General features: G+C 62.8%; 26 protein-coding genes. 7 read left to right on the top strand and 19 right to left on the bottom strand.

The annotated features are described in order from the left end of the window. Positions 1-56 precede the first annotated feature (56 nt). Both recJ and PM2_RS01790 read right to left on the bottom strand, forming a co-directional pair. A complete protein-coding gene (gene recJ, locus PM2_RS01795) occupies positions 57-1,766 on the bottom strand; it encodes a single-stranded-DNA-specific exonuclease RecJ (protein ID WP_016712989.1) in 1,710 nt (569 codons plus the stop codon). Positions 1,767-1,774: 8 nt separating this feature from the next. Next, a complete protein-coding gene (locus PM2_RS01790) occupies positions 1,775-2,317 on the bottom strand; it encodes a YaeQ family protein (RefSeq protein ID WP_003252169.1) in 543 nt (180 codons plus the stop codon). 131 nt (positions 2,318-2,448) lie between these two features. Here PM2_RS01790 and PM2_RS01785 point away from each other — a divergent pair, with 131 nt between their 5' ends. Together PM2_RS01785 and PM2_RS01780 are read left to right on the top strand one after the other, a co-directional pair. Continuing rightward, complete coding sequence (locus PM2_RS01785; RefSeq protein WP_016712990.1) at positions 2,449-3,648, top strand: CaiB/BaiF CoA transferase family protein; 1,200 nt, start codon at positions 2,449-2,451, stop codon at positions 3,646-3,648. Positions 3,649-3,669: 21 nt separating this feature from the next. Further along, the gene (locus PM2_RS01780; RefSeq protein WP_028698975.1) at positions 3,670-4,545 is read left to right on the top strand and encodes a TIGR02285 family protein; all 876 of its coding nucleotides are present in this window, start codon (positions 3,670-3,672) and stop codon (positions 4,543-4,545) included. 138 nt (positions 4,546-4,683) lie between these two features. On the opposite strand, the gene PM2_RS01775 is transcribed toward PM2_RS01780, so the two are convergent. The 6 genes from PM2_RS01775 to xerD form a co-directional block, all read right to left on the bottom strand. Further along, entirely contained in the window at positions 4,684-4,965 is a 282-nt protein-coding gene (locus PM2_RS01775) for a DUF3509 domain-containing protein (protein WP_016712992.1), read from the bottom strand. Positions 4,966-5,044: 79 nt separating this feature from the next. Then, on the bottom strand, positions 5,045-5,464 hold the full coding sequence (locus PM2_RS01770) for a response regulator (RefSeq protein WP_016712993.1): 420 nt from the start codon (positions 5,462-5,464) through the stop codon (positions 5,045-5,047). 131 nt (positions 5,465-5,595) lie between these two features. Then, positions 5,596-7,005 carry a threonine synthase gene (gene thrC, locus PM2_RS01765; RefSeq protein ID WP_028698974.1) on the bottom strand — a complete coding sequence of 470 codons (1,410 nt, stop codon included), beginning with the start codon at positions 7,003-7,005 and terminating at the stop codon, positions 5,596-5,598. A 55-nt stretch (positions 7,006-7,060) separates the two neighbouring features. Then, positions 7,061-8,365 (bottom strand): homoserine dehydrogenase, encoded by a 1,305-nt coding sequence (locus PM2_RS01760; protein WP_016712995.1) that lies wholly within the window; start codon positions 8,363-8,365, stop codon positions 7,061-7,063. 83 nt (positions 8,366-8,448) lie between these two features. Beyond that, positions 8,449-9,192, bottom strand: a complete 744-nt coding sequence (locus PM2_RS01755) for a thioredoxin fold domain-containing protein (protein ID WP_016712996.1) — start codon at positions 9,190-9,192, stop codon at positions 8,449-8,451. Positions 9,193-9,345: 153 nt separating this feature from the next. Continuing rightward, positions 9,346-10,242 carry a site-specific tyrosine recombinase XerD gene (gene xerD, locus PM2_RS01750; RefSeq protein ID WP_016712997.1) on the bottom strand — a complete coding sequence of 299 codons (897 nt, stop codon included), beginning with the start codon at positions 10,240-10,242 and terminating at the stop codon, positions 9,346-9,348. A gap of 68 nt (positions 10,243-10,310) precedes the next feature. Here xerD and PM2_RS01745 point away from each other — a divergent pair, with 68 nt between their 5' ends. After that, complete coding sequence (locus PM2_RS01745; protein ID WP_016712998.1) at positions 10,311-12,116, top strand: cation:proton antiporter; 1,806 nt, start codon at positions 10,311-10,313, stop codon at positions 12,114-12,116. 3 nt (positions 12,117-12,119) lie between these two features. Here PM2_RS01745 and PM2_RS01740 read toward each other — a convergent pair whose 3' ends face one another. The 6 genes from PM2_RS01740 to ffh form a co-directional block, all read right to left on the bottom strand. After that, the gene (locus PM2_RS01740) at positions 12,120-12,527 is read right to left on the bottom strand and encodes an acyl-CoA thioesterase (protein ID WP_010952562.1); all 408 of its coding nucleotides are present in this window, start codon (positions 12,525-12,527) and stop codon (positions 12,120-12,122) included. 95 nt (positions 12,528-12,622) lie between these two features. Then, a complete protein-coding gene (rplS, locus tag PM2_RS01735) occupies positions 12,623-12,973 on the bottom strand; it encodes a 50S ribosomal protein L19 (RefSeq protein WP_003252148.1) in 351 nt (116 codons plus the stop codon). 42 nt (positions 12,974-13,015) lie between these two features. Continuing rightward, complete coding sequence (gene trmD, locus PM2_RS01730; RefSeq protein ID WP_003252146.1) at positions 13,016-13,768, bottom strand: tRNA (guanosine(37)-N1)-methyltransferase TrmD; 753 nt, start codon at positions 13,766-13,768, stop codon at positions 13,016-13,018. Between the two features lie 3 nt (positions 13,769-13,771). After that, entirely contained in the window at positions 13,772-14,308 is a 537-nt protein-coding gene (gene rimM / locus PM2_RS01725; RefSeq protein ID WP_016712999.1) for a ribosome maturation factor RimM, read from the bottom strand. Positions 14,309-14,313: 5 nt separating this feature from the next. After that, a complete protein-coding gene (gene rpsP, locus PM2_RS01720; RefSeq protein ID WP_008094480.1) occupies positions 14,314-14,565 on the bottom strand; it encodes a 30S ribosomal protein S16 in 252 nt (83 codons plus the stop codon). A gap of 248 nt (positions 14,566-14,813) precedes the next feature. Beyond that, positions 14,814-16,190, bottom strand: a complete 1,377-nt coding sequence (gene ffh, locus PM2_RS01715; RefSeq protein ID WP_012270758.1) for a signal recognition particle protein — start codon at positions 16,188-16,190, stop codon at positions 14,814-14,816. Between the two features lie 256 nt (positions 16,191-16,446). Here ffh and PM2_RS01710 point away from each other — a divergent pair, with 256 nt between their 5' ends. From PM2_RS01710 to PM2_RS01700, 3 genes are all read left to right on the top strand, one after another. After that, the gene (locus tag PM2_RS01710; RefSeq protein WP_016713001.1) at positions 16,447-17,256 is read left to right on the top strand and encodes a cytochrome C assembly family protein; all 810 of its coding nucleotides are present in this window, start codon (positions 16,447-16,449) and stop codon (positions 17,254-17,256) included. A 9-nt stretch (positions 17,257-17,265) separates the two neighbouring features. Then, complete coding sequence (locus PM2_RS01705) at positions 17,266-18,471, top strand: transporter associated domain-containing protein (RefSeq protein WP_016713002.1); 1,206 nt, start codon at positions 17,266-17,268, stop codon at positions 18,469-18,471. A 275-nt stretch (positions 18,472-18,746) separates the two neighbouring features. After that, positions 18,747-20,048 carry an MFS transporter gene (locus PM2_RS01700; RefSeq protein ID WP_016713003.1) on the top strand — a complete coding sequence of 434 codons (1,302 nt, stop codon included), beginning with the start codon at positions 18,747-18,749 and terminating at the stop codon, positions 20,046-20,048. 32 nt (positions 20,049-20,080) lie between these two features. Here the strand turns inward: PM2_RS01700 and purT are convergent, their stop codons facing one another. The 5 genes from purT to PM2_RS01675 all read right to left on the bottom strand — a co-directional run bounded on the left by purT (position 20,081) and on the right by PM2_RS01675 (position 23,279). Then, the gene (purT, locus tag PM2_RS01695; RefSeq protein ID WP_016713004.1) at positions 20,081-21,262 is read right to left on the bottom strand and encodes a formate-dependent phosphoribosylglycinamide formyltransferase; all 1,182 of its coding nucleotides are present in this window, start codon (positions 21,260-21,262) and stop codon (positions 20,081-20,083) included. A gap of 76 nt (positions 21,263-21,338) precedes the next feature. Then, on the bottom strand, positions 21,339-21,806 hold the full coding sequence (locus PM2_RS01690) for a 7-cyano-7-deazaguanine/7-aminomethyl-7-deazaguanine transporter (protein WP_028698973.1): 468 nt from the start codon (positions 21,804-21,806) through the stop codon (positions 21,339-21,341). A gap of 117 nt (positions 21,807-21,923) precedes the next feature. Beyond that, the gene (locus PM2_RS01685; protein ID WP_016713006.1) at positions 21,924-22,121 is read right to left on the bottom strand and encodes a DUF1289 domain-containing protein; all 198 of its coding nucleotides are present in this window, start codon (positions 22,119-22,121) and stop codon (positions 21,924-21,926) included. After that, entirely contained in the window at positions 22,111-22,635 is a 525-nt protein-coding gene (locus PM2_RS01680) for a gamma carbonic anhydrase family protein (protein WP_016713007.1), read from the bottom strand. The genes PM2_RS01685 and PM2_RS01680 overlap by 11 nt, the downstream gene beginning before the upstream one ends. A 44-nt stretch (positions 22,636-22,679) precedes the next feature. Then, complete coding sequence (locus tag PM2_RS01675; RefSeq protein WP_016713008.1) at positions 22,680-23,279, bottom strand: CoA pyrophosphatase; 600 nt, start codon at positions 23,277-23,279, stop codon at positions 22,680-22,682. 123 nt (positions 23,280-23,402) lie between these two features. Between PM2_RS01675 and PM2_RS01670 the strand changes: the two genes are divergently transcribed. Next, entirely contained in the window at positions 23,403-23,960 is a 558-nt protein-coding gene (locus PM2_RS01670; protein ID WP_028698972.1) for an NUDIX hydrolase, read from the top strand. The last annotated feature ends 21 nt before the right edge of the window (positions 23,961-23,981 follow it).

Genomic DNA, 23,981 nt, shown 5'->3' with positions numbered 1-23,981 from the left:
CTTCAGACTAGACCAGAATGGGTGGGGGGTAGGTTCCCTCGGATTTGTCGGTGCGCTCAGCGCGGCTCCATGTGGGCAATCATCAACTGCACACTTTCGTTGCCACGAAACTCGTTCACATCCAGCTTGTAGGCCAGCTCGACCCAGCGCACGGTCGGGTTCGGCCACACTTCGCGGTCGATGCCGAAGGCAATACCGTCCAGCCGCACCGAACCGCACTCGCTCTTGAGCACCACCTTCAGGTGCCGTTCGCCCACCACACGCTGCTCCACCAGCTGGAACACGCCATGGAACAGCGGCTCGGGGAAGTGCTGCCCCCAAGGCCCGGCATGGCGCAGGGCCTTGGCCAGGTCGAGGTGGAACTCTTCCACGGCCAGGCTGCCATCGGACAGCAACCGGCCGGTGAGGTCTTCCTCACGCAACTGGCGCCGCACTTCTTCGTCGAATGCTTCGGCAAATGCGGGGAAATTACCCTCGGGCAACGACAGCCCCGCAGCCATGGCGTGGCCACCGAACTTGCTGATCAGCTCGGGGTGGCGGGCCGCTACGGCATCCAGCGCGTCGCGGATGTGGAACCCCGGCACCGAGCGCGCCGAACCTTTGAGCATGCCCTCGCCGGCATCGGCAAACGCGATAGTCGGCCGGTGATAACGTTCTTTCAGGCGCGAAGCCAGAATACCGATCACGCCTTGGTGCCAATCTGCATCGAACAAGCACAGGCCATAAGGCATGGACTCGACCGGCAGGTCCTTGAGCTGGGCCAGGGCTTCGCGCTGCATGCCCTGCTCGATGGACTTGCGGTCCTGGTTCAGGTCGTCCAGCTGCTGAGCCATGTCCTGAGCCAGGGCCGCGTCTTCGCACAGCAGGCACTCGATGCCCAGGCTCATGTCGTCCAGGCGACCGGCAGCGTTCAACCGAGGGCCAAGGATGAAACCCAGGTCGGTCGAGGTGATGCGCCGGTGGTCACGGCGGGCCACTTCCAGAATGGCTTTCAGCCCTGGCCGGGCACGGCCAGCACGAATACGCTCGAGGCCCTGATGCACCAGGATGCGGTTGTTGGCATCCAGCGGTACCACATCGGCGACGCTGCCCAGCGCGACCAGGTCGAGCAGTTCGCCGATGTTCGGCTGCGGTTGCGTCTCGTAGCGCCCCAGGCTGCGCAAGCGGGCGCGCAGGGCCATCAGCACATAGAAGATCACCCCGACCCCGGCCAGCGCCTTGCTCGGGAACGTACAGCCCGGCTGGTTGGGGTTGATGATGGCATCGGCGTCAGGCAGTTGCTGACCCGGCAGGTGGTGGTCGGTTACCAGTACCTTGAGCCCGGCAGCCTTGGCAGCGGCCACACCCTCGACGCTGGAAATGCCGTTGTCCACGGTAATCAGCAATTGCGGCTGACGCTGCAGCGCCACCTCGACGATTTCCGGGGTCAGGCCGTAGCCGTACTCGAACCGGTTGGGCACCAGGTAATCGACATGGGCCGCGCCCAGCAGGCGCAAGCCCAGCACCCCGACAGTGCTGGCGGTGGCACCATCGGCATCGAAGTCACCCACAATCAGGATACGCTGGCGCTGGTCGAGGGCCTCGACCAGCAGGTCAACACCGGCCTCGATGCCCTTGAGCTGCTGATACGGCAGCAGACGCGCCAGGCTTTTGTCCAGCTCGGCCTCGCTTTGCACGCCACGCGCGGCGTACAGGCGGGTCAGCAAGGGAGGCAGGTTACCGAGGAATGGCAGGGTCGGGGGCAGGGGGCGAGGTTCGATACGCATGGGTTGCTTCAGCCACGCTCACCGAGCAGCCACTGCAGTTGCACTTCATGCTGGCCACGGTCGTCAGTCACGAACACCGTGCCTTCGCTGATCATCACGTCCCACTTGATGCTGCGCGGCATGTCGGTGGCCAGGGTTTCCAGCACTTCCTGTGGCACGGCGGCAATGCTCAGGTTCTTCAGGTTCTTGACCGCGCTCACCACTTTACCTTCCCACACGCGCAGGCTGCCGTAGGCCAGCAGGCTGGTGCGCTCGGTACGGCGCGAGCACCAGGTCAGGCGGTCGGCATCGGGTTGGCCGACTTCGATCCAGTGCAGTACGCGGTCGTCCAGGCTCTTTTCCCAAAGCGCCGGCTCATCGACATCCGACAGGCCACGGCCAAACGACAAGTTCTCGTTGTACCAAAGCGCGTACGCCAACAAACGAACTGCCATGCGCTCTTCGGTTTCCGACGGGTGACGAGCGATGGTCTGCTTGACGCTTTCGTAGACGTTGCGATCAAGGTCGGTGAGATTCAATTCGAACTTGTAGGTGGTGGACGGCTGGGCCATGGTCGTGGGGCTTCGTGCAAAAGAAAAGTGGCACAGTCTAACCCATCCGCACCGTCCATGCGCCGCAGCAGTACCCGGCGAAACCGACGTGTGATAAAACCACGGCTCTGCCCAGCTGCCACGGATGCCCCATGTCGACGCCCAGCAAACCCCTCGCCGGCCTTAAAGTTGTGGAACTCGGCACGCTGATTGCCGGGCCGTTCGCCTCGCGCATCTGCGCCGAATTCGGTGCCGAAGTGATCAAGGTTGAGTCTCCGGATGGGGGCGACCCGCTGCGCAAGTGGCGAAAGCTGTATGAGGGCACTTCGCTGTGGTGGTTCGTGCAGGCGCGCAACAAGCAGTCGCTCACGCTTAACCTCAAGCACCCCGAAGGCCGCGAGGTGCTGAAAAAGCTGCTGGCCGAAGCCGACATTCTGATCGAAAACTTCCGCCCGGGCGTGCTCGAAAAGCTCGGCCTGGGCTGGGATATGCTGCATGCCCTTAATCCGCGCCTGGTCATGGTACGCCTGTCGGGCTTTGGCCAGACCGGGCCGATGAAAGACCAGCCCGGCTTCGGCGCGGTGGGCGAGTCGATGGGTGGCCTGCGCTACATTACCGGCTTCGACGACCGCCCGCCGGTGCGCACGGGCATTTCCATCGGTGACTCGATTGCTGCCCTGTGGGGGGTGATTGGCGCGTTAATGGCGCTGCGCCACCGTGAGGTCAATGGCGGCCTGGGCCAGGTTGTGGACGTGGCGCTGTATGAAGCGATCTTCGCCATGATGGAAAGCATGGTGCCGGAATTCGATGTGTTCGGGTTTATCCGCGAGCGCACCGGCAACATCATGCCGGGCATCACACCCTCCTCCATCCATACCAGCGCCGACGGCAAGCATGTGCAGATTGGCGCCAACGGCGATGCCATCTTCAAACGTTTCATGCTGGCGATTGGCCGCACCGACCTGGCGGATGACCCTACCCTGGCCACCAATGATGGGCGCGACCTGCGCCGTGACGAGCTCTACGGGGTGATTGACCGCTGGGCCAACAGCCTGCCGCTGGACCAACTGATGCAGGTGCTGACCACGGCAGAGGTACCTGCCAGCCGCATCTACTCGGCCGAGGACATGTTCAACGACCCGCAATACCTGGCGCGAGAGATGTTCCTGCAGGCCAAGTTGCCGGATGGCAAGCCGTTCCGCATGCCGGGCATCGTGCCCAAGCTGTCGGATACACCTGGCTCCACCGAGTGGGTCGGCCCGGCGCTGGGCGAACACACCGAGGCACTGCTCACCCGCCTGGGCTATGACGCAGCGGCCATTGCCGGACTGCGCCAGGCCGGCGCGGTCTGACGCCTGCCGCTGCCCTTGCCGATGCGCGCTGCCTACTGGCTACGCCACCTGATCCTGCTATGCGGGCTACTGCCCGCATTGCTCATGCAACCTTCCAGCGCCAAGGAGCGCATCTTCTGGCTGGTGCGCGACCTGCCACCCTTCACCATTTTCGAAGGCCCGGAAAAAGGCCAAGGGGTGATCGACCAGCTATTGCCGCTGCTGACCAGGCAGATGCCGGAGTACGACCACACCATCGTGCGGGTCAACCGTGCGCGCGGCATCCAGATGCTGCAAGACCGAAACACATTCACCTGCGACCCGACCCTGCTGTGGACCCCGGAACGGGCCAAATATGCGCTTTTTTCCATGCCAACGCTGGGTGTGCTCAGTGGTGGCCTGGTGCTGCGCAAGGAAAACCAGGCACTGGTAGCGCCCTACCTCGACAACCAGGAAGTGGACCTGCATGGCCTGCTGAGCAATGCGCCGGTGAAACTGGGCATTGTTGCCGAACGTAGCTATGGCACGCAGATCGACGCCATTCTGCAGCAGCTACCTGATACTGCGCTTAGCCGGCACTATGGCAACGACGCCACAGCTAACCTGCTGCAAATGCAAAAACTGGGGCGCCTACGCTTGGTGCTCGGCTACTGGCATGAAGTTCGTTACTTGCTTCAGCAGCAAGGCGGCTCACTGGCCGACTATCAGTTTCATCCTGTCCAGGGGGTGGAGCGCTATCAGTTTCTCCATGTCGCCTGCTCTGACAATCCGTCGGGCCGCAAAGTGGTAGCGCATATCAACCAGCTATTGCCTGCTTTGCGCCGTGACGTGCTGCCTGGCTTGTATGCGCACTGGCTGGACCCGTCGTTGCAGGAAGACTACCTGGAAGACAGCAAGCGCTTCTTCGAAGCCCCTTGATCACCTGAAAAAAGAAACCCCGGACGCTGGGGAAGACGCCCGGGGCCAAGCGAAAGTCCTTGGGGACTTCCCGTGACAGCCTTGCCAGCGCCGGAGCAAAGCACTGGCTGGCTGCCCCTACAATATCTGATAAACCACTCAGGCAAAGGTTCCCTGCGGTTGTTGACGCTGCTGCAATGCCGCGATCACACAGGGCTGTAAGCGCCCTTCGGCAATCTGCAGGTCACGGTGCAGGCCATCCACCAGATCGATCAACAGGCGTTGCTCCTGCAACTGGCGCTCGCTGACCGTGCGTCGCAGGATGATGCCGGCGAGGCGGTCATGAACGGTCAGCTGACGATTGCCATTGGCATCGGTGATGCCGAGGTGGGTCTGATAGGGGGTCAGGGCGTCGTTGAGCAGGCTGCAGATTCTTTCCATCCGGATCACTCGCTGCGTGGTGGGATCTAAAGGAACTGACCAGCAGGCGCTGCAGAAAGTTCGTCAAACCGCGCCCGCTTCAGTGAGCATGCGGGGCTGAGATGACAGTTTGAATACGCTGCCTCGGGCGGGCCTGCAGTGTTTGCAGGGCATGCTGCAGGCGCGGCATCGACAGCGGCCAGGGCAGCTCGGCGAGCACCCACAGCCCTCGGCTTCTGGCTGCCTGGGCAAGGTTATGGCGCCTGGGGATGGGCTGACCAACGAACAACAGCGCACGCGCCCGGTGCTGCTGGGCGAGCAAGGCGAGGCCAGCCTGGGTTGGCATGGCGTGGTCAAGGATCAATAAATCAGGGCGACGCTCAGCGCCGAGGCAGGCGTTGAGGTGAGTGGTGTTTGCGCTGATGCGCACGTCGAAAACGCCCTGGGCATTGAGGGCCTGATGCAAAAGGATCTGGTGGGACGGGCGAGCCTGGTGAATCAACACGTAGGTGTGGTGCATGAGCCGCTCCTGGTGAGAGGACCGGCCAATCTAGGCTATGCCTTAGCGTGCCTGAATAGGGGATTTCTGAAGCGATCGACGGAAAGTTCCGAGCTTCTGGGGCCGCGCTGCAGCCCCAGAAAGAAACACGATTACAGCGGTTTGCCGCGATTACCGTGCTGGCCGACAAACGCCTGAACGGCCTTCAGGTCATTGGCCAGTACCGTGCAACGCTCTTCACGGCTGAACAGGTCGCTGAGGTGTGCTGGCAGCTCCAGCGCCTTGCCAACACCTGCCTTCTCCACCGCGTCCGGGAACTTGACCGGGTGTGCGGTACCCAGCACCACCATTGGCGTGTCCAGGCTGCGACGGCACTCGCGAGCGGCTTTGACGCCGATTGCGGTATGCGGGTCGAGCACTTCACCCGTGGCGGCGAACACGTCGGCAATGGTCTCGCAGGTTTGCTCGTCGCTGACGGCCAGCGAGTCGAACAGCTTGCGCGCTTCGGTCCAGCGGTCTTGCTCGACGCTGAAACCACCGCCCTGCTTGAAGTTGGCCATCAGTTCGGCGATGGCGCCACCGTTGCGGCCGTGCAGGTCGAACAGCAGGCGTTCGAAGTTGGACGAAACCATGATGTCCATCGACGGCGACAGGGTCGCGTGCAGGGTTTCCTTCACATACTGGTTGCCGCTCATGAAGCGGTGCAGGATGTCGTTGCGGTTGGTGGCGACGATCAGCTGGCTGACCGGCAGGCCCATGTTGCGGGCCAGGTAACCGGCGAAGATGTCGCCAAAGTTGCCGGTAGGTACCGAGAACGCGACCGAACGCGCCGGGCCACCCAACTGCAGGGCTGCATGGAAGTAGTAGACGATCTGGGCCATGATGCGCGCCCAGTTGATCGAGTTGACCGCTACCAGGCGGGTGCCCTTGAGGAACGACTGGTCAGCGAAGCTGGCCTTGACCATTTCCTGGCAGTCGTCGAAGTTGCCTTCGATGGCGATGTTGTGGATGTTGTCGCCGAAGATGGTGGTCATCTGGCGGCGCTGCACTTCCGACACGCGCTGGTGCGGGTGCAGGATGAAGATGTCGACGTTGTCGCAACGACGGCAGCCTTCGATGGCGGCGGAACCGGTGTCACCGCTGGTGGCGCCGATGATCACCACGCGCTCGTTGCGCTTGGCCAGTACGTGGTCGAGCAGGCGGCCGAGCAGTTGTAGGGCGAAGTCCTTGAACGCCAGGGTCGGGCCGTGGAACAGCTCCAGCACCCACTCGTTGCTGTTCAGCTGACGCAGCGGGGCGACTGCGGCGTGGGCGAACTCGCCGTAGGTTTCTTCAAGGATTTTCTTGAAATCGGCGTCGGCGATGCTGCCTTCGACGAACGGACGCATCACACGGAAGGCCAGTTCGTGATACGGCAGGCCGGCCCACGAGGCGATTTCTTCCTGGGTGAAGCGTGGCAGGTTCTCGGGTACGTACAGGCCGCCGTCACTGGCCAGGCCAGCCAGCAACACGTCTTCGAAATTCAGGGCCGGTGCCTGGCCGCGGGTACTGATATAGCGCATGGGTGCAAACCTTCGATGCTAAGGCCCGGGCCGCGCCGGCGGCCCGAGAACAAAATTAATTGAGCTGTTCGACGCGGATGCGCACGACCTTGCCGACCACGTCCTGCAGGGCTTCCAGTGCGACGATGGCATCGTTGATACGCTGCTCGACCACGCCGTGGGTCAACAGGATCATCGGTACCAGGCCGTCCTGCTCCTCGGCTTCCTTCTGCATGATCGACTCGATGTTGATGCCACGCTCCGACAGGATGCTGGCCACCTGGGCCAGTACGCCCGGGTGATCCTTGGCCTGGATGCGCAGGTAGTAGGCGCTCTCACAGGCTTCGATCGGCAGGATCGGGTGGGCCGACAGCGCGTCTGGCTGGAAGGCCAGGTGCGGCACGCGGTTTTCCGGGTCGGAGGTCATGGCACGCACCACATCCACCAGGTCACCGACCACCGACGAAGCGGTAGGCTCCATGCCGGCGCCCGCGCCGTAGTACAGGGTGGAACCGGCGGCGTCACCGTTGACCATCACGGCGTTCATCACGCCGTTGACGTTGGCGATCAGGCGGTCAGCCGGGATCAGCGTGGGGTGTACGCGCAGCTCGATGCCTTCGGCAGTACGACGCGCCACACCCAGGTGCTTGATGCGGTAGCCCAGGGCCTCGGCATAGTTCACGTCAGCAGTGGTCAGCTGGGTGATGCCTTCGGTGTAGGCCTTGTCGAACTGCAGCGGGATGCCGAAGGCGATGGACGCCAGGATGGTCAGTTTGTGCGCAGCGTCGATGCCCTCGACGTCGAAGGTCGGGTCGGCTTCGGCGTAACCCAGCGCCTGGGCTTCGGCCAGCACGTCCGGGAAGGCACGGCCCTTCTCGCGCATTTCGGTGAGGATGAAGTTGCCGGTGCCGTTGATGATACCGGCCAGCCAGTTGATGCGGTTGGCCGACAGGCCCTCGCGGATGGCCTTGATCACCGGGATGCCGCCAGCCACGGCCGCCTCGAAGGCGACGATGACGCCCTTCTCGCGGGCCTTGGCGAAGATTTCGTTGCCGTGCACGGCAATCAGCGCCTTGTTGGCGGTGACCACGTGCTTGCCGTTTTCAATGGCCTTGAGTACCAGGTCGCGGGCGATGGTGTAGCCACCGATCAGCTCGATGACAATGTCGATCTCCGGGTTGCTCGCAACTTCGAACACGTCAGCGGTAATGGGGGTACCGGTAATCTGGCAGTTCGGGTTCTGCGAGCGCATGGCGATCTGTGCCACTTCAATACCGCGCCCGGCACGGCGGGCAATCTCCTCGGCGTTGCGCTGAAGTACATTGAAGGTTCCGCCACCGACGGTCCCCAACCCACAGATGCCTACTTTGACCGGTTTCACTGTGAACTCCCCATTGAACGGCCGGCACGTTTGCCGACCGTGAAACATGCCGTCACCCCATGACGACGGCGTACTGAATTGGATTACTTGGCCAGTGCCAGCTTGGCGACCTGCGGTGCCGGCTGGTAGCCCGGAATGACCTGGCCGCTTTCAAGCACGATGGCCGGCGTGCCGTTGACGCCGATCGACTGGCCCAGCTGGAACTGCTTGCTGACCGGGTTGGTGCACTTGGCAGCCTTGATTTCTTCGCCTTCGACCATCTTGTCCATCGCCCCACGGCGGTCGCTGGAGCACCACACCGCCTGCAACTGCTGGTCACCCGGCGAGCCGAGGCCCTGACGCGGGAAGGCGACGTAGCGCACTTCGATACCGCGGCGGTTCAGCTCGGGCACTTCGGCGTGCAGCTTGTGGCAGTACGGGCAGGTGGTGTCGGTGAATACGGTAATGTGCGACTTGGTCTCACCCTTGGCAGGATAAACCACCATCTCGGCGGCTGGAATGCCGTTGATGAGCTTGGCGATGCCTTGGCGCTCGGTTTTTTCGGTGAGGTTCACCGGCTTGCCGTCCTGGATCTGGAACAGGTAGCCCTGCATCACGAACTGGCCGTCGGCGCTGGCGTACAGCACGCGGCCGCCCTGCAGCTTCACTTCATAGAGGCCGTTGAGCGGGCTGCTGGCCACGCTTTCCACGGGCACTTCCAGCTCAAGGTTTTGCAACGATTTACGGATGGCCTGCTCGGCACCGGCATTGTTATCGGTTGCCGCAGCTACGGCAAACGTACTGGCCAGCGCCAACGCGGCGGCGGCGAAAAACTGGGTCACGCGCATGGGAACTCCTGAAGGCGGACAGGGGCCGGAGGGCGCCACCTGCGGAAAATACGCGGTGGCCGTGCGGCCCTTGGTGCAAACCGCCCAAGCCTACCACATCACACCGCCAGTGAAGGGCCTTGCAAGGACCAGTCGGCGGAACATGAAAAACATTCATCCACGCGGGTGGTGCTGGGCGTGCAACTGCTGCAGACGGGCCTTGGCGACGTGGGTGTAGATCTGCGTGGTGGACAGGTCGCTGTGGCCAAGCAGCATCTGCACCACGCGCAGGTCGGCGCCATGGTTGAGCAGGTGGGTGGCGAAGGCGTGGCGCAGGGTATGCGGCGACAGCGGCTTGTCGATGCCGGCAACCCGGGCATGGTGCTTGATGCGGTGCCAGAAGGTCTGCCGGGTCATCTGCTCGCCACGCAGGCTGGGGAACAGCACGTCGCTGGGGCGGCCATTGAGCAGTTCGGCGCGACCGTCACGTTGATAGCGCTCCAGCCACACGACCGCCTCTTCCCCCATCGGCACCAGGCGCTCCTTGCTGCCCTTGCCCATCACACGCAGTACACCTTGGCGCAGATTGACCTGATCGAGGGTCAGGCTGACCAGTTCGGTGACGCGCAGGCCGCAGGCATACAGCACTTCGAGCATGGCGCGGTCGCGCTGACCGATGGCTTCGCCCAGGTCCGGGGCTTGCAGCAAGGCCTCGACGTCGGCTTCGGAGAGCGACTTGGGCAGCGGCTTGCCCAGCTGCGGCATTTCGACCTGCAGGGTCGGGTCGATGGCCACCAGTTTTTCCCGCAGCAGGTAGCGGAAGAAGCCGCGCAGGCCGGAAAGGAAGCGCGCCGTGGAGCGTGGCTTGTAGCCTTGGTCGAGGCGCCAGGCCAAGTGGTCGAGGATCAGGTCACGGCCGGCATCCGGCAGGGAAACCGAATGTTCCTGTAGCCAGCCGTTGAACAGGGCCAGGTCGCTGCGGTAGGACACGCGGGTGTTGTCGGACAGGCCTTTTTCGAGCCACAGGGCATCAAGAAACTGGTCGATCAGGGGATGGTCGAGGGCGGACATGAAAACTCGGTGGCAAACGGCGGATTGATGCTTAGTCTTTCATAACAGCGCAGGCATAGGGAGCCCACATGAGCGAAGAGCAGATACTACTTAGCGTCGGCGGCATCGGCGCCGCTGCACTGGCCTGCCAGTGGCTGGCCTGGCGCCTGAAGCTACCGGCGATTCTGTTTCTGCTGCTGACCGGGATCATTGCCGGCCCGGCACTGGGCTGGCTCGACCCCGAGGCGTTGTTCGGCCCGCTACTGATGCCGCTGGTGTCGCTGGCAGTGGCGCTGATCCTGTTCGAAGGTAGCCTCACCCTGCACCTGTCGCAGTGGCGCGAAATCGGCAGCGTGGTGCATCGCCTGGTCACCGTGGGCGCACTGGTCACCTGGCTGGTCATCGCCCTGGCGACCCACTGGCTGCTGGGGTTCGACTGGCCGTTGGCGATTCTGTTCGGCACCTTGACCCTTGTGACAGGCCCCACTGTGATCGTGCCGATGCTGCGCGTGGTGCGGCCAAAGTCGACCATCGCCAACATCCTGCGCTGGGAAGGGATCATGATCGACCCGATCGGTGCGCTGCTGGCCGTGGTGGTGTACAGCTTCATCATCGCCAGTGCAGACGGCAATGGCCTGTTCCAGAGCCTCACTACCTTCGCGGGGGTCATTTTCTGCGGTAGCGCCCTGGGTGCGGCCGGGGGTTGGCTGCTGGGGCAGATCATGCGCGAACAATGGCTGCCGGAATACCTGCACAACCTCGCATCACTGGCGGCGGTGCTGGGTATTTTCATCGCCGCCAACCAGATCGTGCATGAGTCCGGGCTATTGGCAGTGACCGTGATGGGCATGTGGCTGGCCAACATGCGCGGGGTGGATGTGCGGCAGATCCTGCACTTCAAGGAGAACCTCAGCGTACTGCTGATTTCCGGCCTGTTCATCCTGCTGGCTGCGCGCCTTGACCTGCATGCCCTGCTGGGCCTCGGCCCGGCGGTACTGGCGTTGTTGCTGGTGATCCAGCTGCTGGCACGCCCACTGAACGTGTGGCTGGCCACACTGGGCTCACCGCTCAGTTGGCGGGAACGGGCACTGCTGGCCTGGATTGCGCCACGCGGCATCGTTGCCGCCGCCGTTTCAGCGATTTTCGCCATCCGCCTGCATCAGGCCGGACACCCGGACGCCTTGCTGCTGGTGCCGCTGACCTTCGCCGTGATCATCGGCACGGTGGTACTGCAAAGCGCCACGGCCAGGCCGCTGGCACGCCTGCTCAAGGTCGCCGAACCGGCGCCCAGTGGTTTTCTGGTGGTCGGTGCCAACGAGCCGGCCCGGGCCATCGCCAAAGCCCTGCAGCAATTGGGCTGTCGGGTTTTGCTGACAGACTCCAGCTGGGAAAACATTCGCGCCGCGCGCATGGACGGGCTACCGACCTACTTTGGCAACCCCGCCTCGCAACATGCCGACGCACACCTGGACCTGGTCGGCCTCGGGCACTTGCTGGGGCTGTCTCCCGCTGGCGAAATCAACGCCCTGGCCTGCGCAAGGTTCCGCCATGACTTCGGTAACGGCCGGCTGTTCGTGCTGGCCAGCGGCCTGGAGAAGCAACGCAGCGACAAGCACCGAGCTGCCGAAGAGCATCGGGGGCATCTACTGGGAGCCAGCCCAATGACCTATCTGCAACTGGCCAACCGGCTGCATCAGGGCGCCGAACTGTACAGCACCAACCTGACCGAAGGCTTTGGCTGGGATGCCTACCAGGCACTGCATGGCAAGCGTGCGCACTTGCTGTTCGCCCGCGACGGGCATGGCTGGGTACATGTAGCCAGCCCCGACAACCCGCTACAGCCGCAACCGGGATGGACCCTGGTGGCGTTGATCGAGCCAGCCCCGGAGCCCTGACACTCAGGCGCCCGGGAGCACCGGCACCGGGCGCTTGTCCTCGTCAATGGCGACAAAGCTGAACACACCGTGAATGGCCCGTTCGCGGCCGTCCAGGTACATGTTCTCGACAAACACGTCCACCTGCACCTGCAAGCTGGTATTGCCGACCTTGATTACCGTGCCTACCAGTTCGACGATCGAGCCCGCCGGAATCGGGTGCTTGAAGTCGATGCGATCGGTGGACACGGTCACCAGCGGCAGGCGGCAGAAGCGCGTGGCGGCGATGAACGACACTTCGTCCATCCAGGCCAGGGCGGTGCCGCCGAACAGGGTGTTGTGGTGGTTGGTGGTGTTTGGGAACACCGCCTTGGTCACGCGAGTCACCGACAGCTCGGTACGGCGCTGGATTTCCTGGTCTCGGGTAGTCATGGCATTCACATCTTTCAAAGGTTCAAAACGCAAAAAAGCAGCCCGAAGGCTGCTTTTTTCTCGCTAGGCGGCCTCGGCCACCGGGCAAACTGTCCTCAGGACAGTTTTTCCTTGATGCGAGCGGCTTTGCCGGACAGGTCGCGCAGGTAGTACAGCTTGGCTTTACGCACGTCACCACGACGTTTCACGGCCAGGCTGTCGATTTGCGGGCTGTAGGTCTGGAAGGTACGCTCTACGCCAACGCCGCTGGAGATCTTGCGCACGGTGAAGGCGCTGTTCAGACCGCGGTTACGCTTGGCGATAACAACGCCTTCGAACGCCTGCAGACGGGAACGCTCACCTTCCTTCACTTTAACCTGAACGACAACGGTGTCGCCTGGTGCGAAGGTCGGGATTTCCTTGCTCATCTGCTCGGCTTCGAGCTGCTGGATGATCTTGTTGGTCATGCTGTGCTCCTAAGATGGATACGCGATCCACCATCGATACGTTTAACTATCGTCCCGCTCGCGGAGGTATTCCTCGAGCAGCTTCTTCTCTTCTCCAGAAAGCGAGCGACTTTCCAGAAGATCGGCGCGTCGTTCGAAGGTCCTACCAAGGGACTGCTTCATCCTCCAACGCCGGATATGTGCATGGTTGCCACTTAGCAACACGTCGGGAACACGCTGATCCGCATACACCTCAGGTCGGGTGTAGTGCGGGCAATCCAGCAGACCGTCGGTGAAGGAATCTTCTTCCGCCGAGTCCACATGCCCTAAAGCTCCGGGCAGCAGCCGTGTAACCGCATCGATCAGTACCATGGCCGGCAGCTCGCCACCGGAAAGCACATAGTCGCCAATCGACCACTCCTCATCGACATGAGCCTCGATAAAGCGCTCGTCGATGCCTTCATAACGACCGGCGATCAGGATCAACGATTCCTGTTCGGCCAGGCCTTTGACCGCCTGCTGAGTCAGCTTGCGGCCTTGAGGCGAAAGGTAGATCACCTTCGCCGCTGCTCCGGTCGCTTGCCTGGCGCTAACCAGGGCGTCTTCCAGAGGCTTGATTTTCATCACCATGCCCGGACCACCGCCAAACGGCCGATCATCTACCGTGTGGTGACGATCTGTGGTGTAGTCCCGCGGGTTCCAGCAAGTCACCTGAAGCAACCCCTGTTTCACCGCGCGGCTGGTAATGCCGTACTCCGTGATGGCCGAGAACATCTCGGGGAACAACGTGATGACGTCTACGCGAAGGTTACCCATCGTTTAGAAGTCCGCGTCCCATTCAACCCGCATCACGCCTGCTTCCAGGTCGATGTTGAGCACGCATTGCGCCGTATAGGGCAACAGACGCTCGCGATCATCCAGGCTGCCTGCGCAGGGCTTGACCACCATTACATCGTTCGCACCGGTCTCCAACAGGTGATCGACCTTGCCGAACAGTTGTTCGTCCTGGTTGATGACCTTCAGGCCTTCCAACTGGTACCAGTAGTACTCGTCGGCAGCCAGGTTGGGCAAAAGGCTCCGCGAAATGCAGATTTCATAACCGCTCAGAAGACGGGCTTCATCACGATCCTCGAGGCCTTTAAGCTTCACGACCAGGCCCTTTTGGGAGCCACGACCGCTGACCAGCTCGACCTGCTTTACCTTGCCTTCGTGCCGAAGCGTCCAGCGTGGATAATCCAACAGGTTTTCAATCGGATCGGTAAAGGAATACACCTTCACCTCGCCGCGAACGCCGTGAACCGAAAAAATCTTGCCGACGACGATGAGGTCATCAGCCTTTTCTGGCGTCGCGTTCATACTGTTCAGGCAGCGGCCTTGGCAGCGTCCTTCAGCAGCTGAGCAACGCGCTCAGACGGCTGTGCGCCCTGGCTCAGCCAGTAGGTGACGCGCTCTTGGTTGACCGACAGCTTGACTTCGGCGCCCGATGCGATCGGGTTGAAGAAGCCAACGCGCTCAACGAAACGGCCGTCACGGGCGTTACGCGAGTTGGTCACGGTCAGGTGGTAGAATGGGCGCTTTTTCGAGCCGCCACGGGCCAGACGAATGGTTACCATGTGAACATCGTTCCTATAGTCGGTGTTGCAGTTTGTACTGCAAATCTGAATGCCAAATAGGCACACGGGTGCCCAAAAGGCCGCATATTCTCGGGGAATACACGGACATTTGCAAATGACTTTTTCGGCAAGGCCCTGCCCCACCGTCCAGATTTGCCGGTTGCGCCGCGAAATCCGCGGCCGTTGCCCCGCCAAGGCGGGGGTTCTGGGCGCCTGCCCGACAAAAGGCAAGCGCCCGGAATAGAGGTTTACAGCTTCGGCATACCGCCGCCAGGCAGCATGCCGCCCAGGCCGCGCATCATCTTGGCCATGCCGCCTTTGGCAGAGAATTTCTTCATCATCTTCTGCATCTGCTTGTGCTGCTTGATCAGCCGGCCGATGTCCTGCACCTGGGTACCGGAACCGAGGGCGATACGGCGCTTGCGCGAACCGCTGATCAGGTCAGGGTCGCGGCGCTCGGCCGGGGTCATGGAGTTGATGATCGCTTCCATCTGCTTGAACTGCTTCTCGGCCGCGCCTTGTGCGTTGCCCATCTGCGACAGGTTGACCCCACCGATGCTCGGCAGCTTGTCCATCAGGCCGCCCAGGCCGCCCATGTTCTTCATTTGTTGCAGCTGGTCACGGAAGTCTTCGAGGTCGAAGCCTTTGCCTTTCTTCAGCTTCTTGGCCAGCTTGTCGGCCTTGGCCTTGTCGATGGTCTGCTCGGCCTGCTCGATCAGGCTGAGAACGTCGCCCATGCCGAGGATGCGCGAAGCAACACGGTCGGGGTGGAACGGCTCGAGGGCCTCGGTCTTCTCGCCCATACCGATGAACTTGATCGGCTTGCCGGTAATGGCACGCACCGACAGCGCAGCACCGCCACGGGCATCACCGTCGACCTTGGTCAGCACCACGCCGGTCAGTGGCAGCGCCTCGCCAAACGCCTTGGCGGTGTTGGCGGCGTCCTGGCCGGTCATGGCATCGACCACGAACAGGGTCTCGATCGGCTTGACCGCAGCGTGCAGCGCCTTGATCTCGTCCATCATGTCGGCGTCGATGTGCAGACGGCCGGCGGTGTCGACGATGACCACGTCGATGAACTTCAGCTTGGCTTCGCGGATGGCCGCTTCGGCAATGGCCACCGGCTTCTGGCTGATGTCGGACGGGAAGAAGGTGACACCGATGTCGTTGGCCAGGGTTTCCAGCTGCTTGATCGCCGCCGGGCGGTAAACGTCGGCAGAAACCACCATCACGCTCTTTTTCTTGCGCTCTTTAAGGAAGCGCGCCAGCTTGCCGGCAGTGGTGGTCTTACCGGCGCCCTGCAGGCCGGCCATCAGCACGACGGCTGGCGGGGCGGCGTTCAGCGCGAGGTCTTCGTTGGCCGCGCCCATCAGGCTTTCCAGCTCGGCCTGGACGATTTTCACGAACGCCTGGCCCGGGGTGAGGCTGCGCGACACTTCGGTGCCGACCGCACGTTCCTTGACGCTGTTGACGAAATCCTTGACCACCGGCAGGGCAACGTCGGCCTCGAGCAGGGCCATGCGCACTTCGCGCAGCGTGTCCTTGATGTTGTCTTCGGTCAGCTTGGCCTTGCCGGTGACATGGCGCAGCGTCTGTGACAGGCGGTCGGTCAGGTTTTCGAACATGGTGATCCTTTCAGGCCCAGTAAAAGCCGAGGTTTGTCAGGCGCCCTGGGGGAAATACACACCCGCCGGGCACAGCAAGGCGGCGATTATAGCGAAGTGCGGCGGCGGCGCACACCTTGGTGGAGGCCTGGGAGATATTCGGTGGCTGCCAGGGCCTGTTCGCGGGCAAGCCCGCTCCCACACGGCCTACCAGTCTTCCTAGAGCAGCGGAATCTATGCCACACTCCGTCTCTTTAAGGCTCGCCAACCAGGACTTATGGTCTCCTCACCCAGCCTCATCCCCAACCTGATCGCCGCCGGCCTCTATATAGCAGCGGCCATCTACCAGGGCACACACCTCGCCCAGGGCCGCAAGGCCGACAAGCGCCTGCTTGGCCTGCTGGGTGCCTTCGCGGTGCTGGCCCAGGCCGGTGCACTGTTCTTCCAGCTGATCACCCCGCTGGGCCTGAGCCTGGACTTCTTCAGTGCCGCCAGCCTGATCGCCGTAGCCGTCATTGCCCTGACCCTGCTGGCCTGCCTGCGCATACCGGTGGAAAACCTGTTGGTGCTACTGTTCCCGCTGGGTGCGATAACCGCGCTGCTGGCGCAGTTCGCGCCACCCGGCACGGTGCCGCTGATCAACGAAGAACCCGGCATTCTCGCGCACATCCTCCTGTCGATCCTGGCCTACGGGTTGTTCACCATTGCAGTATTCCAGTCACTGCTGTTGCTGCTGCAGGACCACCAGCTGAAGAACAAGCACCCGTCCGGGCTGATCCGCAACTTCCCGCCCCTGCAAACCATGGAAAGCCTGCTGTTCGGCTTCCTCTGGGCCGGCTGGTGCCTGTTGTCGCTGTCGCTGATCTCTGGCTGGCTGTTCCTCGACAACCTGTTCGCCCAGCACCTGGTGCACAAGACCTTGCTGGCCTGTGTCGCCTGGGTGGTGTTCAGCGTACTGCTGTGGGGTCGCACCCGCCTCGGCTGGCGCGGCCACAAGGCTATCCGCTGGACGCTGGCCGGTTTCTGCCTGCTAATGCTGGCCTACTTCGGCAGCAAGCTGGTTCGCGAATTCATCCTGCATATCTGACGGCCGCCCATGGACACCCTGCCGTACGCACCGCTATTCGGCACCCTCGCACTGGCCCTGTTGTGGTCAGCACTGTTCACTGCCGTGGATGCCGCCCGCCTGCAGCTCAATGGCTCGTTGCGCAGCCACGAAGACGGCACGCCCGCCCTGCCGGCCCAGGCCCTGGTGCTGTGTGCCAGCCTTGGCAAGCTGCTGGTACTAGGCCTGGCCTGCCTGCTGGGTCAGCGTCATAGCGGCGAGCACGGCTTCTGGCTGGCGGGGTTGGCCGCTACCTTCACCTTGCTGGTATTTGCCGAGTACCTGCCACGGCGCCTGGCCCGGCGCAACCCGCAGGCGTTCATCAGCCTTGGTGCCAGCCTGCTGAAAGCGCCCCTCGCCCTGCTGCAGCCGCTGGCCTGCCTGCTGGACGGCTTCGCCAAACTGCTGCTGCGCCCGTTCCGCGTGCAACCAACCGCAGTGGCCCTGCACCCGCAGGAAGTCGATGACTTCGACGAAGACGAAGAACACGAAACACCCCGCCACGGGCTGCTCGACGGCCTGCAATCGCTGGACAAGATCACCGTCAACGACATCCTGGTACCGCGCAATGAAGTGGACGGCATCAACCTCGACGAGCCGATCGAGCGCATCATCGAGCAGCTGATCGTCAGCCGCCATACCCGCCTGCCGGTTTACCACAATGACATCAACCAGGTTGAAGCGATCCTAAACACCAAGCTGATCAGCCACCTGCTGCCCAAGGCCGAGCTGACCCTGGAGGCGCTGCACAGCGCCTGCTACGAACCCTATTTCGTGCCGGAAAGCACGCCGCTGCAAATGCAGCTGCTGAACTTTCACAAGCAACAGCGCCGGCTGGGCGTGGTGGTGGACGAGTACGGCGAGGTGCTGGGCATTGTCACCCTGGAAGACATCCTCGAAGAGATCGTCGGCGAGTTCGAGGACGAGCAAAGCCTGGACAACCCCCATGTACACCCGCAGCCCGATGGCACGTTCGTCATCGATGGCACCGCTTCGCTACGCGAAATCAACCGCACCCTGGGCTGGCACCTGCCTTGCGACGGCGGGCCGAAAACCCTCAACGGGCTGGTGACCGAGGCGCTGGAGAGCATCCCGGAAAGCGCCGTTTGCCTGAAGATCGGCCGCTATCGCCTGGAAATCCTCGAAACAGAGGACAATTGTGCCAGCAAGGTACTGGTGTGGACCGTGACCCGATAGCTATACTCGGTTCACGCTTACCCAGCCCCGCCGTCCCGCCTGCTACCCGCACCCGGCGCTACACGGCCAGTCCGCTCCACTGACACGCCCTGCGGCCCTGCTTCAACACCCCGAACAGAGCCCGCCCCGCCCCTATCCCCCTTGGGCTATCGTCAGTCGGGCGCACACAACAACAAAACGCTCCGGCGTCCGCGCATCTGTGCCTGCCCTTTTGCATTGCACACCGTCGCGGGCAAAGCCCATGGAGCCGGACCAGACTGTTAGGGACCTACTTAATGACAACCAGCAGCACCTATGCCGAAGCGCCTGCCGCGCCGGTCAACTCGCCGGCACGGGTGGCCACAGCCAGCTTTATCGGCACCGCCATCGAGTTCTACGACTTTTACGTTTACGCCACCGCCGCTGCCCTGGTGATCGGCCCGGTATTCTTCCCGTCGGGGTCGGGCACTGCGCAGATGCTGGCGGCGTTCCTCACCTTTGGTATTGCCTTCCTTGCCCGCCCATTGGGCTCGGCGCTGTTCGGCCATTTCGGCGACCGCATCGGCCGTAAATCAACCTTGGTCGCCTCGCTGCTGCTGATGGGTGTGTCCACCACCGCCATTGGCGTGCTGCCAGGCTATGACAGCATTGGCGTGTGGGCACCGATCATCCTCTGCCTGCTGCGCTTTGGCCAAGGCCTGGGCCTGGGCGGCGAATGGGGTGGCGCAGCGCTGCTGGCCACCGAGAACGCCCCGGAAGGCAAGCGCGCCTGGTTCGGCATGTTCCCGCAACTTGGGCCGTCGATCGGCTTTTTGGCTGCCAACGGCCTGTTCCTGACCCTGGCCCTGCTGCTCAGCGACGAGCAGTTCCGTGAGTGGGGCTGGCGTATTCCGTTCCTGCTCAGCGCCGCGCTGGTGCTGGTGGGGCTCTATGTGCGCCTGAAGCTTGAAGAAAGCCCGGTCTTCGCCAAGGCTGTTGCCCGTCACGAGCGGGTGAAAATGCCGGTGGTCGACCTGTTCTCCAAGTACTGGGTGCCAACCCTGCTGGGCGCTGCGGCCATGGTGGTGTGCTACGCGCTGTTCTACATCTCTACAGTGTTCTCGCTGAGCTATGGCGTGACCACACTGGGCTACAGCCGCGAGACGTTCCTTGGCCTGCTGTGCTTCGCGGTGGTGTTCATGGCCTTGGCCACGCCGCTGTCGGCCTGGCTCAGTGACCGTTACGGGCGTAAACCGGTGCTGATCGTCGGTGGCCTGCTGGCGGTAGCGTCGGGCTTTACCATGGAGCCGCTGCTGACCTCGGGTTCGACCACGGGCGTAGCGCTGTTCCTGGCCATCGAACTGTTCCTGATGGGCGTGACCTTTGCGCCAATGGGGGCACTGCTGCCTGAACTGTTCCCGACCCACGTGCGGTATACCGGCGCTTCGGCGGCGTATAACCTGGGCGGGATTGTCGGGGCCTCGGCGGCACCGTTCTTTGCCCAGAAGCTGGTGAGCATGGGTGGGTTGAGCTGGGTGGGAGGGTATGTGTCGGCGGCGGCGGTGATCAGCCTGATTGCCGTGTTGTGCCTGAAAGAGACCCGCAATACCGAACTGTAAACAAATGGGGCCGCGTTGCGGCCCCAATCGGATCAGAACTCAACCTTGACCGCTTGCGACGCACGGGTCGCCTTGGCCCGCGCCTGCTCTACCGACTCATCACGCGCCAGGCACACGCCCATGCGGCGGGTGCCGTTGATTTCCGGCTTGCCGAACAAGCGAATGGCGGTATCCGGCTCGCTCAGCGCTGCGCCCAGGTTGGCGAAGCTGGTCTGCTGCGACTGCCCTTCCGGCAGGATCACCGCCGAGGCCGACGGACCAAACTGGCGCACCACCGGAATCGGCAAGCCGAGAATGGCGCGGGCATGCAACGCAAACTGCGACAGGTCCTGGGAAATCAGGGTGACCAGACCCGTGTCATGCGGGCGTGGCGAGACTTCGCTGAACCACACCTGGTCGCCCTTCACGAACAGCTCAACGCCAAACAGACCACGACCGCCCAGGGCATCGGTGACCGCCTTGGCCACGCGTTGCGATTCGGCCAGCGCTTTCGGGCTCATGGCCTGCGGCTGCCACGATTCCTGATAATCGCCCTTCTCCTGGCGATGACCAACCGGCTCCAGGAAGGTGGTACCCCCCACATGGCGCACGGTCAGCAGGGTGATTTCGTATTCGAAGTCGATAAAGCCCTCGACGATCACCCGGCCCTTGCCAGCGCGGCCGCCTTCCTGGGCGTAATCCCACGCCTTCTGCAAGTCGGCATCGCTGCGCAGCAGGCTCTGGCCCTTGCCCGACGAACTCATTACTGGCTTGACCACGCACGGGTAGCCGACATCGGCCACGCCCTTGGTGAAGTCTTCATAGGTGTCGGCGAAGTGGTAGGGCGACGTTGGCAGCTCCAGCTCTTCGGCGGCGAGGCGACGAATGCCTTCGCGGTTCATGGTGAGCTGGGTGGCACGGGCAGTCGGCACCACGTTGAAGCCTTCGTTCTCCAGCTCGACCAGGGTGGCGGTGGCGATGGCTTCGATTTCCGGAACGATGTAGTGCGGTTTTTCGGCTTCGATCACAGCACGCAGGGCCACGCCATCGAGCATGTTGACCACGTGGCTGCGGTGCGCCACCTGCATGGCCGGGGCATTGGCGTAGCGGTCGACGGCGATCACCTCGACGCCCAGGCGCTGCAGTTCGATCACCACTTCCTTGCCCAGCTCGCCACAGCCGCACAGCAGTACACGGGTCGCGGTGGGCGACAAGGGGGTTCCGATACGGGTCATTTCAGGTCCTCGAAGGCATCCGGGGCCGCACCAGGCTTGGTACGGCCCGCTGAAAAAGGACCGTTATTCTACACCATCAGCCCGCAACGGCGGCCCGTCGGGCGCGAAATGCTATGGCCAGCCACACGGCGGTGACACCGGCAAACTTCGAGGCCATGGCGGTGCCGACTATCACCGGCGTCAGGGCGCCGATCATGCCGAAGAAGATGAAGGTATCCACCGGAATGCTCAGGGCCGAGCTCAGCCACAGGCGGTCGCGCAGCGGCCGGCGGGTGATGCTGAACACCAGCCAGTCGATCAGCTCGGAAATGAAGAACGCGGTGGCGCTGGCCAAGGCGATGGCCGGCTCCGAGGTGACGTAGGACAGCACCAGGGCCACCAGCATGGCCACCAAGGCGCCGTGGCCGAAGCGGGTCTGCACCATGTCACGCAGGATGAACACCAGGCCGCCCCAGGCGGACCAGATGATGTCCAGGTGCGGGGCGCTAGAGAAGGCGTAGTTGATCAGCACTACGCTGCTGATGTAGGCAATCAGATAGAACATGGCGAGTCGTCTGTGGGCAAGCCCTACAGATTACCGCTGGCTTCTTCGCGGGTAAACCCGCAGGCACCGCACCACATAACCTGTGGGAGCGGGCATGCCCACAGGTTATGCGTCAACCTACAGGATGAGGCCGGCGGCTACTGCCCGTTCATGGCAGAGCTTCAACACCGCCCGCCGCTCGTCATTGTCCATCCGCCCCCAGCGGCCAATCTCCGCCACGGTACGCTGACACCCGGTGCAGATATCCTGCTCGTCCAGCGCACAAATGCTCACGCACGGCGAGGCTACCGGCCGCTCTGCAACATCACTCATCATCAACCACCAGTTCCTGCGCATAACGCCGGGCATTATGCACATAGTGCGCGGCGCTGGCTTCGAGCATGCGCTTCTGCTGCTCGGTCAATTCACGTACCACCTTGCCCGGCGAGCCCATTACCAGCGACCCATCAGGGATTTCCTTGCCCTCGGCGATCAATGCATTGGCGCCGATGATGCAGTGCTTGCCGATGCGCGCGCCGTTGAGAATCACCGCATTGATACCGACCAGGCTGTAGTCGCCCACCGTGCAGCCATGCAGCATGGCGTTGTGGCCAACGGTCACGCCCTTGCCCAAGGTCAGCGGCGAGCCCATGTCGGTGTGCATCACCGTGCCATCCTGCACGTTGCTGCCCTCGCCAATGTCGATCAGCTCGTTATCCCCGCGCAGTACCGCGCCAAACCATACGCTGGCATCGGCCTGCAGGCGCACGTTGCCAATCAGTGTGGCGTTGGGTGCGGCCCAACTGGTGGGGTGGCTCTCGACCCGCAGGTCGCCCAGGCGGTATTTCATGCTTGCTCCTCAGGCTGGAACGCAGACGGCGGGGTTGGCCCCGCTCAGTTTTCGATGTAACGCTCAGGGGGGTGGTGCAGGCTGATGCCGGCATCGAACAACACGTTGACCAGTTCCACGATCATGATCGCCGACAACCCCCAGATCTTGTATTCGCCATAACGGTAGCTGGGCACATACCAGCTGCGCCCCTGGTAATCGATACGGTGGGTATGGTCGCGCGGGTCCTGGCGGAAGAATTCCAGCGGCACGGTGAATACTGCCGCGATTTCGGCGTCGTTGGCGCGGTATTCGACGAAGTCGGGAATAACCCCGACGAATGGCGTCACTTTAAGGCCATGCAGCGAAATCAGCGGGCTGAGCGGGCCGATCACTTCCACCAGCCCCGGCGGCAGGCCGATTTCTTCTTCGGCTTCACGGAGCGCGGTGAACACCAGGTCCGGGTCTTCCGGGTCGCGACGGCCACCGGGAAAGGCCACTTCGCCACCATGTGTGGACAGGCCCTTGGCGCGCAAGGTAAGGACCAGTTCGGGCGCTTCGCTGCGGGTAATGGGCAAAAGAACCGCCGCTTCAGGGAACCGCCGGTCGGTTTCCAATGATGCGGGTTGGTGGTTGCTCATTCGGCGAAGTAGCTCGTCCAGCATTGCGCACACTCGTATCCAAGGCCTGCCTTGCATGATGCACCAAAGCCGCGAAGCACCCAAGCCCCTGCGCTTGCGGCGGCCTTGCCGGCGCGCCAAGATAGCCCCAAGCAAAAGGACCTACACATGAAATTCTGCAGCGCGTGCGGCCAGCCGGTCATACAGCAGATCCCCGAAGGCGACAGCCGCCTGCGGTATGTCTGCGAGTCTTGCCAGACCATCCACTACCAGAACCCCAACATCGTTGCTGGCGTGTTGCCAACCTGGGGCAGCCAGGTGCTGCTGTGCCGGCGCGCCATCGAGCCCCGCCGGGGCTATTGGACCTTGCCCGCCGGCTTCATGGAGAACGGCGAAACCCTCGACCAGGCCGCCCGTCGCGAAACGGTCGAGGAAGCCTGCGCCCGGGTCGGGTCGATGAGCCTGTACCAACTGTTCGATTTGCCGCACATCAACCAGGTGCACGTGTTCTTCCGCGCCGAGCTGGCGGACCTTGCCTTTGATGTGGGTGTCGAAAGCCTGGAGGTGCGCTTGTTCGAAGAACATGAGGTACCGTGGGGCGAGCTGGCTTTTCGCACCGTCACGCGCACACTAGAATGCTACTATCGCGACCGCATCGGGCATCACTACCCCATTGGCCATGAGTACCTGCCGCCGATGAACGTCTCGACCACGACCTCTACATAGAAAAGCCTTCAGGGATACCGT

The organism is Pseudomonas monteilii NBRC 103158 = DSM 14164 (assembly GCF_000730605.1).
Taxonomy (GTDB): Bacteria; Pseudomonadota; Gammaproteobacteria; order Pseudomonadales; family Pseudomonadaceae; genus Aquipseudomonas; species Aquipseudomonas monteilii.
The sequence above is the reverse complement of the archived record's forward strand: the minus strand, read 5'-3'. Positions and strand labels throughout refer to the sequence as shown.